This window comes from [Clostridium] saccharolyticum WM1 (genome assembly GCF_000144625.1).
GTDB classification, from domain to species: domain Bacteria; phylum Bacillota; class Clostridia; order Lachnospirales; family Lachnospiraceae; genus Lacrimispora; species Lacrimispora saccharolytica.
Window position 1 is genome coordinate 2,706,191 of the sequence record NC_014376.1, and the last position, 18,027, is coordinate 2,724,217.

General features: G+C 46.4%; 18 protein-coding genes. 4 read left to right on the forward strand and 14 right to left on the reverse strand.

The window, feature by feature from the left end:
- Positions 1 to 87: 87 nt before the first annotated feature.
- The 8 genes from CLOSA_RS12625 to CLOSA_RS12660 all read right to left on the reverse strand — a co-directional run bounded on the left by CLOSA_RS12625 (position 88) and on the right by CLOSA_RS12660 (position 8,073).
- Positions 88 to 2,454, reverse strand: coding sequence for a ribonucleoside triphosphate reductase (locus CLOSA_RS12625; RefSeq protein WP_013273159.1), 2,367 nt, complete (start codon positions 2,452 to 2,454; stop codon positions 88 to 90).
- Positions 2,455 to 2,722: 268 nt separating this feature from the next.
- Positions 2,723 to 3,994 carry a GTPase HflX gene (gene hflX / locus CLOSA_RS12630; RefSeq protein ID WP_013273160.1) on the reverse strand — a complete coding sequence of 424 codons (1,272 nt, stop codon included), beginning with the start codon at positions 3,992 to 3,994 and terminating at the stop codon, positions 2,723 to 2,725.
- Between the two features lie 13 nt (positions 3,995 to 4,007).
- The gene (locus CLOSA_RS12635) at positions 4,008 to 4,787 is read right to left on the reverse strand and encodes a tetratricopeptide repeat protein (RefSeq protein ID WP_013273161.1); all 780 of its coding nucleotides are present in this window, start codon (positions 4,785 to 4,787) and stop codon (positions 4,008 to 4,010) included.
- A 142-nt stretch (positions 4,788 to 4,929) separates the two neighbouring features.
- A complete protein-coding gene (locus CLOSA_RS12640) occupies positions 4,930 to 5,367 on the reverse strand; it encodes a dUTP diphosphatase (protein WP_013273162.1) in 438 nt (145 codons plus the stop codon).
- Entirely contained in the window at positions 5,364 to 6,026 is a 663-nt protein-coding gene (gene scpB, locus CLOSA_RS12645; RefSeq protein WP_049791661.1) for an SMC-Scp complex subunit ScpB, read from the reverse strand. Before scpB ends, CLOSA_RS12640 begins: the two co-directional genes overlap by 4 nt.
- Complete coding sequence (locus CLOSA_RS12650) at positions 6,019 to 6,843, reverse strand: segregation and condensation protein A (RefSeq protein WP_013273164.1); 825 nt, start codon at positions 6,841 to 6,843, stop codon at positions 6,019 to 6,021. Before CLOSA_RS12650 ends, scpB begins: the two co-directional genes overlap by 8 nt.
- An 84-nt stretch (positions 6,844 to 6,927) precedes the next feature.
- A complete protein-coding gene (locus CLOSA_RS12655) occupies positions 6,928 to 7,779 on the reverse strand; it encodes a metallophosphoesterase (protein ID WP_013273165.1) in 852 nt (283 codons plus the stop codon).
- 75 nt (positions 7,780 to 7,854) lie between these two features.
- Positions 7,855 to 8,073 carry a hypothetical protein gene (locus CLOSA_RS12660; RefSeq protein WP_013273166.1) on the reverse strand — a complete coding sequence of 73 codons (219 nt, stop codon included), beginning with the start codon at positions 8,071 to 8,073 and terminating at the stop codon, positions 7,855 to 7,857.
- Positions 8,074 to 8,167: 94 nt separating this feature from the next.
- Between CLOSA_RS12660 and CLOSA_RS12665 the strand changes: the two genes are divergently transcribed.
- Positions 8,168 to 8,446 carry a helix-turn-helix domain-containing protein gene (locus CLOSA_RS12665; RefSeq protein ID WP_013273167.1) on the forward strand — a complete coding sequence of 93 codons (279 nt, stop codon included), beginning with the start codon at positions 8,168 to 8,170 and terminating at the stop codon, positions 8,444 to 8,446.
- Between the two features lie 46 nt (positions 8,447 to 8,492).
- Here the strand turns inward: CLOSA_RS12665 and CLOSA_RS12670 are convergent, their stop codons facing one another.
- The 3 genes from CLOSA_RS12670 to CLOSA_RS12680 all read right to left on the reverse strand — a co-directional run bounded on the left by CLOSA_RS12670 (position 8,493) and on the right by CLOSA_RS12680 (position 11,261).
- Complete coding sequence (locus tag CLOSA_RS12670) at positions 8,493 to 9,788, reverse strand: serine hydrolase (RefSeq protein WP_013273168.1); 1,296 nt, start codon at positions 9,786 to 9,788, stop codon at positions 8,493 to 8,495.
- 282 nt (positions 9,789 to 10,070) lie between these two features.
- A complete protein-coding gene (locus CLOSA_RS12675) occupies positions 10,071 to 10,757 on the reverse strand; it encodes an NUDIX domain-containing protein (protein ID WP_013273169.1) in 687 nt (228 codons plus the stop codon).
- Positions 10,758 to 10,781: 24 nt separating this feature from the next.
- Positions 10,782 to 11,261 carry a COG2426 family protein gene (locus tag CLOSA_RS12680; protein ID WP_013273170.1) on the reverse strand — a complete coding sequence of 160 codons (480 nt, stop codon included), beginning with the start codon at positions 11,259 to 11,261 and terminating at the stop codon, positions 10,782 to 10,784.
- A 294-nt stretch (positions 11,262 to 11,555) separates the two neighbouring features.
- Between CLOSA_RS12680 and CLOSA_RS12685 the strand changes: the two genes are divergently transcribed.
- Entirely contained in the window at positions 11,556 to 12,212 is a 657-nt protein-coding gene (locus tag CLOSA_RS12685) for a phosphatase PAP2 family protein (RefSeq protein ID WP_013273171.1), read from the forward strand.
- A gap of 79 nt (positions 12,213 to 12,291) precedes the next feature.
- Here the strand turns inward: CLOSA_RS12685 and CLOSA_RS12690 are convergent, their stop codons facing one another.
- Positions 12,292 to 13,311: a glycosyltransferase family 2 protein gene (locus CLOSA_RS12690; protein ID WP_013273172.1), complete on the reverse strand. Its 1,020-nt coding sequence runs from the start codon at positions 13,309 to 13,311 to the stop codon at positions 12,292 to 12,294.
- The gene (locus CLOSA_RS12695) at positions 13,308 to 14,051 is read right to left on the reverse strand and encodes a CPBP family intramembrane glutamic endopeptidase (protein WP_013273173.1); all 744 of its coding nucleotides are present in this window, start codon (positions 14,049 to 14,051) and stop codon (positions 13,308 to 13,310) included. The genes CLOSA_RS12690 and CLOSA_RS12695 overlap by 4 nt, the downstream gene beginning before the upstream one ends.
- Positions 14,052 to 14,266: 215 nt before the next feature.
- Here CLOSA_RS12695 and arcC point away from each other — a divergent pair, with 215 nt between their 5' ends.
- Positions 14,267 to 15,205, forward strand: coding sequence for a carbamate kinase (arcC, locus tag CLOSA_RS12700; RefSeq protein WP_013273174.1), 939 nt, complete (start codon positions 14,267 to 14,269; stop codon positions 15,203 to 15,205).
- Positions 15,206 to 15,380: 175 nt separating this feature from the next.
- Positions 15,381 to 16,157, forward strand: coding sequence for a delta-lactam-biosynthetic de-N-acetylase (pdaA, locus tag CLOSA_RS12705; RefSeq protein ID WP_204593070.1), 777 nt, complete (start codon positions 15,381 to 15,383; stop codon positions 16,155 to 16,157).
- 186 nt (positions 16,158 to 16,343) lie between these two features.
- Here pdaA and CLOSA_RS12710 read toward each other — a convergent pair whose 3' ends face one another.
- Positions 16,344 to 17,984, reverse strand: coding sequence for a SulP family inorganic anion transporter (locus CLOSA_RS12710; RefSeq protein ID WP_013273176.1), 1,641 nt, complete (start codon positions 17,982 to 17,984; stop codon positions 16,344 to 16,346).
- Between the last annotated feature and the right edge of the window lie 43 nt (positions 17,985 to 18,027).

Below are 18,027 nucleotides of genomic sequence, written 5' to 3' on the forward strand. Positions count from 1 at the left end.
AGATTCCATGCCATTATAGCATAGAATCTTTTTGCTGACTACTATATCTATCTCTCCATGACAGACCGGCAGAGAAAAAGAGCTTTTTTAGCAGACCGGACTTTCTGCATATTTCCTGATTTCAGAGGCATTGGTAATTTTGCGGATCTGACCGTTTTTTACAACCACCAGAGTAGGTGCCTGCATAATGCCGAACCTTGTGGCAAGCTCTGCATTTTCCTCCGCATCAACGACCTCATAATCCATATGTTGTAAAAACTGCTTTGCCATACGGCAGTTGGGACAGGTTTTTGTTGTAAAAAGATAGGTACCTGTGGGAATCTCCGGCTTTTTCTCCATTGCCTTATCCTTGATTTCCTCTGCACATCCCTTTTTCAGCACAGAACGGGAAGGCTCATAGACTGTCCGGTTCTTGTATTCCTGGGTCTTTCCCTCATTCCAGTTCTGTACCGGGCGGTAATAACCGGTGATCCGGCTATATACTTCGGCATTTTTTCCGCAGACCGGACATACCTTATGCTCACCGGAAAGATATCCGTGTTCCGAGCAGATGGAATAAGTAGGAGACAAGGTATAGTAAGGCAGTTTGAAATTCTCCGCAATGGTGCGTACCAGCTTTGAAGCCGCTTCCCAGTCAGGAAGCTTCTCACCCAGGAATGCATGGAAAACGGTCCCTGAAGTATAAAGGGTCTGCAGCTCATCCTGGATTTCCAGCGCATCAAAAACATCCACTGTATAATCCACAGGCAAGTGGGAGCTGTTGGTATAATACGGGGTATCTCCCTGCTTTCCGGCAGTGATGATATGAGGATAATGTTTTTTGTCATGCTTTGCCAGACGGTATGTTGTAGATTCTGCGGGGGTGGCCTCCAGATTATAGAGATCGCCGTACATCTCCTGGTAATCGGACAGCCTTTCCCGCATATGGTTCAGCACAGCCTTTGTAAACTCTCTGGTCTTTTCACTCGTCAAATCCTTTTCCAGCCAATTGGCATTTAAGCCCACCTCGTTCATCCCGATCAGGCCTATGGTGGAAAAGTGGTTTTCAAAGGTGCCCAGATACCGCTTTGTATAAGGATAAAGTCCCTGGTTCAAAAGTTTTGTTATGACTTCCCTCTTCGTCCTTAGGGAACGGGCTGAAAGGTCCATCATATGGTCCAGACGCTTGTAAAAATCAGCTTCGTTCCTGGAAAGGTAAGCGATCCTTGGCATATTGATCGTCACAACACCCACGGAACCGGTGCTTTCTCCGGAGCCAAAGAATCCGCCGGTCTTTCTCCTAAGCTCCCTTAAATCCAGCCGAAGGCGGCAGCACATGCTTCTTACATCACTTGGTTCCATATCGCTGTTTATGTAATTGGAAAAATAAGGGGTTCCGTATTTGGACGTCATTTCAAACAGCAGCTGGTTATTCTCTGTATTGGACCAGTCAAAATCCCTGGTAATGGAATAAGTAGGAATGGGGTACTGGAAGCCCCGCCCATTGGCGTCTCCCTCAATCATGGTTTCAATAAAGGCTTTATTGATCATATCCATTTCAGCTTTGCAGTCCTTATACTTAAAGTCTGCCTCTTTACCTCCTACAATGGCGTTTAACTCTGCCATATCCGACGGAACGGTCCAGTCCAGAGTGATATTGGAAAAGGGAGCCTGAGTTCCCCATCGGCTGGGCGTATTAACCCCATAAATAAAGGATTCGATGCATTTTTTTACTTCCCGGTAGGATAAATGGTCAGCCTTTACAAAGGGAGCTAAATAGGTGTCAAAGGAAGAAAAGGCCTGGGCGCCTGCCCACTCATTCTGCATAATCCCCAGGAAATTGACCATTTGGTTGCAAAGTACGGATAGATGTTTTGCCGGGGATGAGGTGATCTTTCCTGGTATGCCGCCCAGTCCTTCCAGAAGAAGCTGCTTTAAAGACCAGCCTGCGCAGTATCCGGTGAGCATGGATAAATCGTGAATGTGGATATCCGCATTCCTGTGTGCATTGGCGATCTCCTGGTCATAAATTTCAGACAGCCAGTAATTGGCTGTAACCGCACCGGAATTGCTTAATATCAGTCCTCCCACGGAATAGGTGACTGTGGAATTTTCCTTGACCCTCCAGTCCTCCACTTTTACGTAGCTGTTTACCACAGCCTTGTAATCCAGGATGGTATCCTTCATATTACGGATTTTTTCTCTCTGCTTTCTATATAATATATAAGCCTTTGCCACATCCGTATAACCCGCCTGCTCAAGAACGTGCTCCACACTGTCCTGGATTTGTTCAACCGTGACCTGTCCTCCTGACATCTTTCCCTGAAAATCAGCGGTTACCCTAAGAGACAACAGTTCCAGTATTTCATTGTTATACTCCTTCTGGGTGGCTTTAAATGCTTTTTTAATCGCTTCCGTGATTTTATTCAGACTGAATTCAGCACTTTCCCCATTTCTCTTTACTACCTGGATCATAAAAACCAAACTCCTTTCCACTTATCTGCCCTTTTTACGGGCATAGAAATATGCCCATAAGGCATTCCTCTGAAAAACCCCTTATGAATCTGTTTTTGTAATACATTCCATTATGAAGACTTGTTATCATAATCAGAAAAACAGTGCAGAAACGGCACCTTTTATGTAAGGCCTGAAACAGCTTCTCACAAATAATATTATAGCAGAACAAAAAGAAAAACACAATATGTAGTTCGGTTTTTTAACACCAATCCACATATTGTGTTTATTATTCATTAAAAGCATCGGCATTGTCGGCCAGAGAGGCAAACAGCTCCGATGGAACATAAGCGTTGACAAAAATCCCGTCTTCCTGATACTCTTCCTTTAACAACTGGCCGTATTTACGGATCAGCTGGATTTTTCCTGCTTCCTTATAGGAATAGATCCTTTCCAAATACACCTTTTGATTTCTAAGAATCGTTTCCAAAAGATTGATAAGTTCATCAAGACCCTCTCCGGTTTTTGCAGATATCCTCACCTGATGGTCCGAAGACACATCTCTCAGGATCACTCCTGCATCTGCCGCATCAATCTTATTGAACACTGTGATCATGATTTTATCACAAATACCAAGTTCTCTTAAAGTTTCATATACAACATACATCTGCATATCCATCTGCGGATTGGAACAATCCACCACATGAAGGATGATATCGCTGTATTTGGCTTCTTCCAAAGTGCTTTTAAAAGCTTCGATCAAATGGTGGGGAAGCTTTCTGATAAATCCTACCGTATCTGTTAAAAGAATTTGCTGCCCTCCCGGCAGGCTTAAATTCCTGGTGGTAGGATCCAGGGTGGCGAACAGCTTATCCTCAGCCAATATCCCTGCATCCGTAAGCCTGTTTAACAGGGTGGATTTTCCGGCGTTGGTGTAGCCCACGATCGCTGCGGCGGGCACATGATTTTTATCCCGCTGCTGTCTTACCACCTCCCTGTGGCGCTTGACATCCTCTAATTCAGCCTTTAACATACCGATCCTGTCATGAATAAGACGGCGGTCCATTTCCAGCTTTTTCTCTCCCGGTCCCCGGGTGCCGATACCGCCTCCCAGACGGGATAAGGAACTTCTAAGTCCTACCAGACGGGCCGACCGGTATCTTAACTGGGCCAGCTCCACCTGTATCTTTCCCTCCCTGGTGACGGCTCTGGAAGCAAAGATATCCAGGATCACCATGGTCCGGTCCATAACCTTTGTATCCAGTGCCCCTTCCAGATTCCGAAGCTGAGCCGGAGACAATTCGTCGTCACAAACGATTCCGGTTGCGTCAAGCTCCCAGATTCGGTCCTTTATTTCCTCAATCTTTCCCTTTCCCAGATAAGTCCCCGGATGGATCCTCTCCCGGTTCTGGATCACCTTATCCACGGCAACGGCTCCTGCCGTTTTCACCAGTTCTTCCAGTTCATCAAGAGACCCTTTGGCATCCTCTTCATCTCCGGTGCTGACAGCCACCAGGATGACACGCTCTTCTATTTCCTTTAACTCTATCAGTTCTGTCATCAATCACTCCAACCTATCTTGTCTTTAAAAATGTGATCTCCCGATCCGCTTCCTCATCAGGGCCGTGGACGGAGACATACTGCTGCATCAGATCCAGGGCTGTTTTAAATTCACCTTTATGTTCTTCAGCTACAGCCTGGTTAAACAATAATTCTGGAACCAGGGAACTGTCAGGTAATGAAAGGCCATTCTTAAAATATTCAGCCGCCCCATCCCAGTCCTTTTCGGCCATCCTGCATAAACCCATCCGATTGTAAAGCTGGGCGCTTTGCTCCCCCTCCTTAACAGCTTCTTCATAGAGGTTCATGGCATCAGAGGCTGATCCTTCTTTTTCCATGGCCTCGCCTGCGGCCAGAAGGGCATTTAACCTGCCCGGTGCTTTCTTTTCTGTATCCAACTGGGTGCTTCGCTTATAATCCTCTATGGAACCTTTCAAATCTCCTGAGCCTGCCCTGGAAACAGAACGAAGATTCAGGTATTCCGGCAGTTCCCCATCCACCTTTATGAGTATGTCGTAGGTATCTGCGGCGGAAGAATAATCGCCTGCAAGGTATTGAGCCTCTGCCCGGTACTTTAACACATCCACATCAAATTTCCCCACCAGTCCTTTGGAAGAACTGATGGCCTGGTCAAAGGCTTCTACCGCTGCGTCATAATTTCCCTGGTTAAGGGCTTCAATCCCGGCGTTCCGGAAAGAATATTTATTATCCTTTTTCCCGCAGCCGCCTGCTCCTATGGCAATGGTCAGGGCCAGTCCAAGGATGGCAGCCGCATATCCTGTCTTAGTTCTCATGCTATTATCTCCTTTTTGGGAAGTTCAATTCGCCATTAGCTGCCGAAGGGACAATTTACGAAATTTAAGCTCCCACAGTCTGACTTTATAAAGTGAGATTGAAAGAAAAACGGCTTAGACAAAAAATGCCATGCGATAAAAGTTATTGTTTCCCCGTACTGCCATGGCCGCCCCGGTCCTCATGGCCTAAAAGCTCCGCTTCTTCAAAGAGTAAAGCCGGCTGATGTTCCATAATGCGGAACTGGCAGATGCGTTCATTGACATGGATCACGGTGTCCCGAAGTGCATAGGCCGGGAAAAACCACTGGTCATTGTCACCGCAGTAGGTTTCATCAATAACCCCCATGCTGTTGGTCTGGATCACGCCGTAATTCTTAAATGTGCTGCTTCTGGGAACCACATGGGCTTCATACCCGGCCGGCAGCTCCATGGCGATCCCAAGGGGAATCAGCTTAAATTCACCGGCTTTCAGTTCCACTTCTTCTGCTGCACGCAGATCAATCCAGTCTGACTTGCCGTCAATGCAGCGCAAACGTTCAATTTTATCAGTAAAATATTTAACTCTTATGGTTTTTGTCACCTTATTTCCTCCTCAATGTCATCCACTTTTTTATCTCCCGCCGGAATCAGATCACTGCTTTCGGAAAGCTCCTCTTCCACTTCCATCCGGATCTCAGCCGCAACCACCGGATCAGCCACAGGAAGATTCTGGGTAGAACCGATGCCGAATCTTCTTAAAAACTCCTCGGTGGTTGCAAACAATGCAGGACGGCCGGGAGCATCTAAGCGGCCGACTTCATATACCAGATTGTATTCTACCAGCTTATTGACTGCGTGATCTGACTTAACGCCTCTTATTTTTTCTATTTCCAGCTTTGTTACAGGCTGCTTATAGGCTATGATGGACAAGGTCTCCAAAATCACCTCCGTTAGTACCTGCTTTTTCGGCGCAGCTGCCACGCGGATCAGATTCTCATAGTATTCAGACCGAGTGCACATCTGGTAACAGTTCTCCAGTTCCAGGATCTGCATGCCTCTTTTCCCCGTATCGTAGCGCTTCATCAAACGGAGGACCGCCTCCTTTGCCGTGGCCTCATCCTGACCAATAGCAGAAGCCAGAGCCTTTAGTTCAACAGAATTACCCATGGTAAAAAGAACTGCCTCAATCACGGCTTCCCATGTTTTTTCTTCTTTCGTACTCTTTTTCGGCCCCTCAACCACAAGAGTTTCCTTATCCATCGATTTCCTCTCCCTTAAGTCCATCCGAATCTTCCTCCAGACCCGTCAAATCCAGCTCTTCATCCTCCCCTTCCGGTTCCAGGGTTTCAATGAGCATATCATCAAACAAATGCTCCTGGGTCAGCCTGATCTTGCCGATCTTCATGAGCTCCAGAAGCGCCAGAAATGTAACAACAACAAGAGTCCGGTCCGGCTGCTGCTCAAGCAGTCCCCGGAAAGAAAATTTCCTGTGCTCCCTGGCATAATCCATAACAGTTTTTATCTTATCCTCCAGGCTTACGGATTCCTTCCGGATGTTGCCGAACCGGCTTCGGATTGGATCCACACGATCCGTGCCCCGTTTCATGACAGCCCGGAAAATCTCCTGGAGTTTTGCCAGGGTAAGCCCGTCAAGAAGCCTGTCTAAATCCACCGGTGGCTCATACTTTGCCACCTCAGCCGGAATGGATGGTTCTTTGTACAGCAGACGGTCTGCACCCAATTCCCGGTCCTTAAGCTCCTGAGACATGTATTTATAATATTTATATTCCAGAAGACGTGCCACAAGCTCAGCCCTTGGGTCCTCCTCCTCACCTTCCTCATTGATCTCCCTTGGGAGCAGCATACGCGCCTTTATATCAATGAGAGTCGCAGCCATGACCAGAAATTCGCTGACAATATTCAGATCTTCTGTCTCCATGTGGTTTACATAGTCCAGATACTGCTCTGTAATCGTAGCGATAGGGATGTCGTAGATGTTCACCTTATTCTTGTCGATCAAATGAAGCAGCAGGTCCAGCGGACCCTCGAAATTATCCAGTTTATATGAGATTCCCATAAAATCCTCCAAGGCAGATGAAAGCATGCCTCTGATCAGTATATCAAATCCTTCTTCATCTGTAAATATATGGAAGGCACTAAATCATGTTTTCATTTTTAAATCCACCACTACCAGTTGAGGTTTGTTGTTCAGGCGGATGTTAATAGAATGAGTCCCAAGCCCTCTGCTCACGATCATATGTCTTTCTTCGGAATGAAACTCACCGGCGCAGTAAGGAAGGAAAAACTGGTATTGAGGCGTCATGACTCCACCCAGATATGGAAGCCTTATGGTTCCGCCATGAAAGTGACCGGACAGTGTCAAATCCGCTCCCCAGTCCCTGCATGGACGGAAAAAAAGAGGAGAATGACAAAGCAGAATCTGAAACCGTTCCCTGGATGCCTTCCCTGCTTTTTGCCCGATCTCCTTCTCAGTTAAATGTCCCGGGCGGAATTTCCGGTAAACCTCCGGTTCCAGATCTATCCCCGTAACAGATAAATCTTCCCCAAACTGCTCCGTCCGGTTTTCTAGAAATCTGACTCCAAACCTTTTTAAGCTGCTTCTATAATCTTCGTATGCTCTGCCGTATACTTCGGGCTCCCAAAGCAGACGGTTTTCATGGTTGCCGTTGCCGCAAAATACCGGATACCGGCGGGCCAGCGTTTCCAAAAGCTCTAAGGAGGCTGACGTAATGGCCCTGCCCTTGCTGATGATCATATCGCCTCCCACCAATACAAGATCAGGAGCCACCTCATGGACTGCGGTCAAAAGTTTTTCATTTCCCTCCCCAAACCGGTGTTCGTGAAGATCGGAAAGGAACACAAGGGTACGGTCCTTTCTTATCTTTGGGTTCTCCAAAACCGTTCTCTCCACAGAAAGCTGTTCTTTTTCATACTCAGAACGCAAATACAAGCCTGCGCCAGCGGCGCAAAGAGCTCCGGCAGCAAACCACATCTGACTTTTCCTCTTCTTCCCTTATTTTTTTCCTTGTCTTTCCATCATACAATGAAGAGCCTGTCTGAGTCAAGGCTAAGAGGTCCAGCTGCCCACCAGATATTCAATGATGAGATTGGGTACAATAACCATGAGCCCGATTCCAATGCTCATAACGATTGTGCCGCAGAAATATTCCTGATAGCCTGGAGTTCCAGGGGCCGGGGGCACAGTAAAGGCAAGGCGGTAGATGGATCTGCAGAGAACAGAAAAGCAAATAAGATAAAAAATTACATTAAATATATTTTTTTTCATTGATGTATTCCTCCTTTCCCATAATATAAACCACTTATGGATAATATGCAATACTGGATAATCAAGGTTTAATTAAGACCAGAGGTGATAAATCATGATTGTTTACGACAGACTTTGGGAAACCATGAAAAAGAAAAACATCAGCCAGTATCATCTGATAAAGTACTGCAAGGTAAGTGCCGGGCAAATCGGACGTCTAAAGAAGAATAACTTCGTATCCACTCATACCATTGATATGCTTTGCAAGATTCTTGACTGCAGCGTGGAAGAGATCATGGAATACCGTACCGATATAAGCGAAGCCACCCTGGCGGAAGAATGCGCACCCGAAGCAGAACAAGGCGATGCAGCTCCTTCAGAGGATTTGGCATAGAAAAAGAGCCTACAGGCTCTTTTTCTATGCCAAAACATCCATGTTCTTACCGGATCCAGGCGCCGGAAGAATCCAGCCGGTATCCATCGGGCGTAACAGCATCCTTAAGCATGGCACCGCCGGTACCCACATAATACCATTTTCCGCTGCTCTCCACCCATCGGTTTTCTGCCATTACTGATCCCGAGTCAAACCAGTAGTAAACTCCGTTTATTTTCTGCCATTCATTGCAGGCCTTGTTTCCATCCTGCTTTCTATAATACCACTTGGAACCTTCCTGAATCCAACCTGAGGAGGAAGTCTGTATTCCCTGTCCACCGGCTGCCTTCAAGGCAAACCCGTAATCCAAAAGAGATTTTGTATCCGCATAATGAGTGGATTTACTCTTCATAATGACGGCAATCAGCCGGATCCCGTTCTTCTCCACACAGGTAACCAGGGTGTTGCCTGCCAGAGAAGTATACCCGGTCTTTCCTCCGATGACTCCCGGATAATATCTGGAATCTCCGGGATAAAGCATCTTATGGCCCATGGATACCGTTCTGGCCGATGCATTCTTTGTCGCCGGGATCTGGTAGCTTAGGGTGGAGGTCACCTTTTTTACTGTCTCATTCTGAAACGCGGCCCTGGCAATAAGTGCCATGTCATGAGCCGTGGTATAATGGCCGGAGCTGTTAAGCCCGTTAGGATTAACAAAGTTGGTTCCAGTACATCCAAGTTCCTTTGCCCTGACATTCATCAGGGCCGAAAAAGCGCTGATACTTCCTGAAACATGTTCAGCCAGACCATTGGCCACTTCGTTAGCAGACTTCAGCATAAGGCCGTAGAGACACTGCTCTACCGTCAGCTTGTCCCCTTCAGAAAGCCCCAGTGTCACAGCACCTGATTCCAGGTTTGTTGTGGCGGCCTTTGAGAAGGTTACAGTATCCGGCAAGCTGCATTTTTCTGCTACAAGAAGAGCAGTCATAAGTTTTGTAATGCTGGCCGGATAATATCTTGTGTCACCGTTTTTTGAATAAAGCAGAGTTCCAGTGGATGCATCCATAAGGACTGCCCCTTCCGACTGGATCTCCGGCTGCGTTATTCCGGAAGGCTGCGATTGTCCTACGCTTGGTACCGCTCCCGTCTGTCCGCTTCCTGTACCGGTTCCTGTACCGGTTCCGGTGTTAACCCCAGGTCCGATTTCATTGGAGGAGCTTCCGGACGGCCCGCTTACAGCCTCCGTCTTCCCTCCTGATCCCGGGAAGGGCTGTACCAGTGGCATATCCCCGTAGGATGGGCTTGCTGCAAGAATGCTGATACTGATTACCAGGCTCCATAGCCTGTATGATTTTTTTGCCATATCCTGTTATCTCCTGTGTAGTTCTGGATGCAAGTAACTTTTCTTACAACAGTATATCATAAAATCCATAATTTTCCGATTAAAATTTTCTTACAAACTTTTATCAATTTTGTAGAAAGAAACAGTTTCGGTAACCACTATTACATTGCCTGTGTACAACTATGAGAAACACGCTTTGCGAGTTTCTCAAGTTATCCCGGCAGTCGCCAAAAGCAAGCCAGCTTGTATTGGCTCGTTCCTCGCGTAAATAAAACACCGCCTGAATCAGGCGGTGCGTATCGTTTAAAATATCTGATCTCTGTATTCCTTTTCCAACTCTTCCAGCCTGTCCATAGCCACGTTCAGGATCTCGGCATGGTCAAATGCCAATTTTTCCTGATCCAATACGTCAATTGCAGGCAACAGATCGATCTCCGTCTCCTTTTTCCACATAAACCCCTGGCGTTCATAGGTTTCGGTGATCCGATAAGTCATAAAAATATGTTCCTCTTCATTTTCAATGGTAAGCGCATAGGTGGCTCCTTGTTCCAGCTCGGACAGTTTCTTTTTCCTGACCTGGAACCAGCAGGCCTCTGCAGCATCGTCGTCTGCCTTTGGAACCAGCTGGTCCTTCGGCACTGCGGCCATATAGGATACTGAGATGACTCTTGTTCTGGGATCACGCTTCACGCTCCCCCATGTGTACAGCTGTTCCAGGCATATCCCCCTTAACCCCGTCTCTTCCTCAAGCTCCCTTGCTGCCGCTTCATCCAGAGATTCATTGGGATTTACAAAACCTCCCGGAATCGCCCACTGCCCGATGCAGGGATGATTTTTCCGTTTCATGAGCAGGACTTCCGTTTCCGTCTCTTCTTCCGCCACCGCAAAAATCAGCATATCCACCGTCACCGACGGGCGCTCGTAATTTCCCGGACGATACTGCAAAAGAAACTCTTTTTCCGTTAATCCCTCTTCATTCCTTCGTTCCATTCTGCCCTTCTTCCTACCAGAATTTTAGAATATCATGGACCGGAGTGCTCCTAAAAGTCCTGCACTGGCAAGTCCCATGATGACTCCTGCCATCAGGACGCCTCCCATCACGGCTAAAATACTGGATTTAAAATCAATATCAAGCAGGCTGGCTGCCAAAGTGCCTGTCCAGGCACCGGTTCCCGGAAGGGGAACTCCTACAAATAACAAAAGTGCAATAAACAACCCCTGTCCAGCTTTCGCCTGCAGTTTTTCGCCGCCCCGTTTCCCTTTCTCCAGGCACCAGGAGAAAAATCCGCCGATTACCGGCTTATCCGCTCCCCATTCAAGAACCTTTCTCGCAAACAGATAAATAATTGGCACCGGAAGCATGTTTCCAATAATAGCAACGAGATAAGACTGGAAAAGAGGCAGTCCCATGACGGTTGAATATGGAATTGCACCTCGAAGCTCGATTAACGGAACCATGGAGATAAAGAAAACAGTCATATATTTTTGTAACATATCCCATTCCTTTCGTGTATAAGTCTGCCTTTATACTATACACAAAGATGGACCTTCAATCAACCATTTTATAAAAAGATTATATTTTCACTGCAGCCCTGAAAAAGGGTGTTTAAGAATGCTCATTCCTGCATATACCATATATTGTGGAAACAGGGAGCCTTCAGCTTAATCTTCTCTGAAATAAATATTAACATTTTTGAAATACTATTGTACTGACAAAACGAGTGTGATATAATCCTCCAAAGTTGATAAACATCATACCAACCACCAGAACGGAAAAGGATGACCCTTATGAAAAATCTGCTTTACAGATACAGGCATGTCTGGATCCTCAGTTACGCCTTTATCTATATTCCATGGTTTATCTACCTGGAAAAGACGGTGACGAACCACTACCACATTATGCATGTTGCCATAGACGACCTGATACCTTTTAATGAATATTTCATTATTCCATATCTTTTATGGTTTGCCTATATCGCCGCCGCTGTTTTATACTTTTTCTTTACCAATGTAAAAGACTATTACAGACTTTGCACCATGTTGTTTACAGGAATGACCATCAGTCTGGTGGTCTGTACCGTATTTCCAAACGGGACGGATTTCCGTCCGATGATCGATCCCGGCAAAAATCTCTGCTCGGCCATAGTGGCGGTCCTTTATTCCACGGATACTTGTACCAATGTATTCCCAAGCATCCATGTTTATAACTCCATTTGTGTGCATATTGCAGTCCTCAACAGTAAACGCTTAAAAAAATACCAGCTTCTTAAAACCGGCTCCTTGCTGTTAATGATCTCCATCTGCCTTGCCACTGTTTTCTTAAAACAGCATTCTGCCTTTGACGGTCTTGGCTCATTGGTTATGGCTTACGTCATGTATCACTTTGTATACTCTGATTCTTATGTACCAAGCAGGGAAAAGGTTTCCCAAAAAGCCATCAGCTAGTCAAACATTGCATAGAAAGTCCCCTGGCACCGATCAAAGGCCCAGGGGATATTTTTTGTTTTCAACAGTCTGGTTTCCTTTAGTTAAAACCGAAAAATTTCTGTGTCATTTTGTAAATGGCAATCGGAAATTTCTTTCCGCCCTTTCCCGGTAAATTGACCCCCTGCCCCATAAAGCCCCAGCGGAGTCTTAAGTACAGCGGTAGATTCTGCTTGCGTAGATGCTGCCAAAGTTCCTTTTTCTTCTCCATATTTTCATCACTATCCGACTTGATGGCTAAGATGGAAGAAATGGTCATCATGATCTCTAAGTACCGCACCATATAATAGCGCAGCTTCCGCTGCTTGATCTTTGTCACATCGTAATAGCCAAGCATCAGCTTTGTCACCTTGATCTGCTGGTCAATGCGGCCGATCATAACCGATTCATTCACAGACTGGTCCTCTCTTCCGATAAAGTACCGGTAAAAGTTTACATCTAAATAATAAATGGTTTTCACATGAGGCAGCGGCTGATACACAAAGATATTGTCCACATAAAAAGTATGCTTGGGAAGCTCCAGACCGCACTGCCTTAAAAGCTCTGTCCGGTAAATCACGGAATGCATGAGAATATAATGTCCCAGGAGGAACACCTTAACATCCTTCCAGCTAAACAGCTCGTTCTCCGGAAGGGCGGTCCGGTAATTCATGACTTTTTTCCGATTTGCCCCCTGTTTTTCATAAACAAAATTGCTCACCAGCATGTCCAGGGTCTTTTCCCCATAAACAAAGCGGCGCAGGGTATTCAGTATTTCCATATATGCAGACTCATCCACCCAGTCATCGCTGTCTACCACTTTAAAATATATACCGGTAGCATTTCTTAATCCGGCATTGACTGCCTCTCCATGGCCGCCGTTCACCTGATGGATAGCCCGGCAGATCTCCGGATAATTTCTTTCGTATTCATCCGCAATTTCCGCTGTACGGTCCTTGGTTGATCCATCATCCACAATGAGGATCTCCACCTCCTCACCACCCGGCAGCAGAGATTCAATGCAGTGCCTCATATAGGCCTCAGAATTATAGCATGGAATTGCCACAGATAAAAGTTTCACACAATATCCTCCTTTAAATTGTTTTTCCGATAAATCCGGATCGCACAAATAACAGACACCACCGCAGATGCGGCTGCCATAACCAGCCGGCCTTCCGTATGGAATAAGGAATTTAAGCGCTGTGTATTCATCACGGAAAGCGAAAGTAAATTAGCTGATACGTGAAATAAGTAAGGAGCCAGCAGGGTCCTAAAAACCTCATACAGCCAGGCAACGGCCAAGCCAATGAGAAAAGCGTAAACTCCCTGAGGAAGATTTCCATGATAAAGACCAAACAGCGCCGCTGACAGCACCGCTGACAGCCAAAACGGGAGCTTTTCCCGAAGAGATGCATAACCCAGTCCCCGGAAAATAATCTCCTCAGCCAATGGGATCAAAAAACCGGAGGCCAGAATCTGGACGGGAAAGGCAGCCATATAAAGATAGCTTTCTGCCTCCTTATAGGACACGGACATCTCCGACAAGCCAAACGCATCCACCATATAATTTCCAAGCACGCACAAGGCAGCTCCGAATATGATCAGTTCAGCCAGGCAGCCGTAAAGAGAAGATCCTGGCAGCGGGACCTTTCCACGGCGTTTCCGTCCGGTATCATAAAAAAAATAAAGCACAGGTGATACCAGAAGCGCAGATAAGGCGGTGGCTTCCAGAGCGCCTAAGTTAAAATACAACAGCAGGGCGGTGGTCACTGCGGTATAAAAAAACATGGGAAGAATCAGATGCAGGATGATTACTATCATAAACAGGTTGTCCTTTCATTTTCTGTATCTTCCTAAACATTATACCATTTGATTCCAGGATATCTACCATAATTTCTTTAATTCTTTCTAAATATTGCTCCAGCCTGGGTATCCAGACCGCCCTCCCATGAAATCTATTGATTTTTTTATTATCTGACCATATAATATCTTTAATACTTTCTGATCAAACTATACGGAAATGAGAGGTAAATGATATGGCAAAAAAACGTATTGTCCTGGCTTTGGGACACCATGCTTTGGGAACAAATCTTCCGGAACAGAAAAAAGCGGTTGCCGAAACAGCCAAGGTCATCGCAGATTTTATTGAAGCCGGCTGGCAGGTGGCCGTCACCCACAGCAATGCACCTCAGGTGGGCATGATCCACACAGCTATGAATGAATTCGGTAAGCTCCATGACGGTTATACTTCTGCGCCCATGTCCGTATGTTCGGCTATGAGCCAGGGTTACATTGGCTATGACCTGCAAAACGGTATCAGGGCAGAGCTGGTAAAGCGGGGCATTTATAAATCGGCAGCCACGATTTTGACTCAGATGATGGTAAATCCTTATGACGAAGCATTCTATACTCCCATGAAGCCCATCGGACGATATATGACGGCGGTGGAAGCAAAAGAGGAGGAAGAGAAAGGAAATTTTGTAGAAGAGGTGCCCGGCCTGGGCTTCCGCAGAGTGGTAGCATCTCCGAAACCTGTGTCCATTGTTGAAATCGAAATTATCAAAGCGGTACTGGATGCTGACCAGATCGTCATCGCCTGCGGCGGAGGCGGCATACCGGTGATGGAACAGGGATACCGGTTAAAGGGCGCCAGCGCTGTCATTGAAAAGGATCGGGCCGCCGGCCTTCTGGCAAAGGAAATCGATGCAGATGTGCTTATGATCCTGACAAACGTCGATAATGTAACTTTAAATTTCGGAACACCTGATGAGCGCCCCATCGTCCAGATGGATCTTAACGAGGCGGAATCCGGCATTCGGGAGGGACAGTTTGAAACCGGTTCCATGCTTCCCAAGATCGAAGCATCCCTGGATTTTATCCGCCATGGCAGAAACCGGAAGGCGATTATCACCTCTCTTAATCAAGCGAAGGCCAGTCTGGAAGGAAAGGCTGGTACCACCATAAAAGAAGCATAAAACGGATGACAACAATGCTTTGAGAACCTTTTTGAATATGGACAGAGATCTCCTTCATATATTGAAACAAATGTATTAGTACGGAGTTTTATATATGAAATTTTTGCAAAAAATAAAAATTGCAGAAAAAATCAGAAAGTTTTCGGTATCTTCCGAAACAGGAAAAAAGGCAGTCATGGTATTCCTGCTTTTTCTCTGTGCCTTTCTGGCCGGACATCTTGGAGCCATGCTGGTGGAGCATCACAAAGCGGTGGAAACAGCAGCGGATGGAAACTGGGGTTTAAGCTTTCAGCAGGAAGGGCAGCCGCCGGTAGCCAATGCCACCATGGACTATTTAAAAAAGTTTGATGCTTATTATGCAAAAAAAACTCCGGATAAAATCCTTTATCTGACCTTTGACGCCGGATACGAAAACGGAAATACAGCAGCCATACTGGATGCATTAAAGAAACACAATGCTCCCGCTACCTTTTTTGTGGTAGGAAATTACATAGAAACATCTCCGGAGCTGGTGAAGCGAATGGTGGAGGAAGGCCATACCGTAGGCAACCACACCTATCATCATCCGGACATGTCCAAGATTTCTTCAAAGGAGGCTTTTGAAAAAGAACTTAAGGATCTGGAAAATCTTTTCGAAAAAACCACGGGACAGCCCATGAAAAAATACTACCGTCCTCCTCAGGGGAAATACAGCGAGTCCAACTTACAGCTAGCTAAGGATATGGGATACAAAACCTTTTTCTGGAGCCTGGCCTACGTTGACTGGTATCAGGATAAGCAGCCGACAAAGGAAGAAGCCTTTAAAAAGCTTCTTGGCAGGATCCATCCAGGGGCCGTTATACTCCTGCACAGCACTTCCAGCACCAATGCCCAGATCCTTGATGAATTGATGACCAAATGGGAGGAAATGGGATATCAGTTCAAATCCCTGGATCAGTTGGTGGCTGAGTAGCCGGCCGCTTCTCTACCCGGCAGAAAAAGCAGAAGGTGATGCACAGTAATAATGCAATATCTGTGTGATAAGGTAAAATCGTTTACGATATAAAAATGAGTCTTGAAATGGTTTTAAACCGTTTCAAGACTCATTTTGGATAAGGCCCGTTTCCCGTCCTGCTTGCATTTTTGCCTGCAGACATCCTTATAAAGCAGACGCTCGGATCAAAGCCTCATCAATGCACCCCGCAATATTCTCTCTTCCAACGTCATCTAAAAATCCCGCCTTTTCCATTACTGACATCGGCTGTTCATTTACATGGGACAATACCAGTATGACATTTTTTCTGCTTAAATTATGGTAAAGCTTTCTTAAGCTTTTTAAGGCTGTGGCATCCATAGCCGGAACACTCCGCATCCGAAGGATCAGCACCCGCTTCCCTTCCTCCAAAATCACCTTGGATATTTTATCGGCGGCTCCAAAGAACATGGGGCCATTGATCTCAAACACAGCCACATGCCTTGGTACAGGCTTTAAGTCAACGGAATCTCCGTCACAGACCTCTTCTCCATCTTCCAGGTACTTCCAGCCGTTTACCTCGGCCACATCTGCCATTCGCTTCATAAACAGCAGGGAAGCAAATACCAGACCAACGCAAATGGCCATAACAAGGTCAAATACCACGGTAAGAACAAAGGTAACCAAAAGCACCAACCAGTCACTTTTCGGGGAGGTCTTTACAATGGAAACAAATTCCCGCCACTCGCTCATATGATAAGCAACCATAAACAGGATTGCCGCAATGGCCGGCATGGGGATAAGGGCGGCATAGGGCATCAGGAATACGAGGATCAGCACAAGAAGAACGGCATGAACCATTCCCGCCACTGGAGTCCTTCCTCCGTTTTTGACGTTGGCGGCAGTCCGGGCAATGGCGCCTGTGGCCGGAATTCCTCCAAACAAGGCAGAACATGTATTTCCCACACCCTGAGCGATCAGTTCCATGTTGGAATTGTGCCTGCTTCCCACCATACCGTCAGCCACCACACAGGACAGCAGGGATTCAATGGCAGCCAGAAGAGCGATGGTCACTGCATCCGGCAGAACCTTCTGCATCATGGCAAAAGACAGACTGGGTATGTGAAAAGCAGGAAGGCTGGGGGAAATGACATACAGATCTCCAATGGTGTGGACGGGTAGATGAAAGATCTTTACCAAAGCCGCAGTTAGAATAACGGCGATCAGGGACGGGGGCACCCACTTAAAATACTTTGGCCAGATGATAAGTACAATAAGGGCAATCATTCCCACTGCCAATGCCATGGGATTAAAGGTCCCCATACAGAGGATCACCTGCTCCAGCTTTTCCATCGTCTCTATTGGTGCTTTTTCAAAGGAAAGTCCAAGAAAATCCTTTATCTGGCCGATAAAAATAGTCACTGCGATCCCGGTGGTAAAACCGGTGGTAATGGTATAGGGAATGAAACGGATCAGGCTTCCCAGGCGAAAAATACCCATGATAACCAGGAAGATCCCGGCCATAATGGTTGCAGCAGCCAGACCGTCAAGCCCGTTTTTTAAGACGATTCCAGCTACAATCGAGGCAAATGCTGCCGTAGGTCCTGCAATCTGCACCTTGCTGCCCCCTAAAAAGGAGATCACAAAGCCCGCAACAATGGCTGTATAAAGTCCCTGCTCCGGCGTTACGCCGGAAGCAAGGGCAAGAGCGATGGATAGGGGCAGTGCAATGATCGCTACGATGATTCCTGAAACGACATCCTTAATAAATTGCTCCCTTGTGTAATGCTTCATTGATAAAAAAAACTGGGGGATCATATCCTTCATCTTTTCTGTTCCTCTGTATATTATAAATTTTTTATAAACTTTT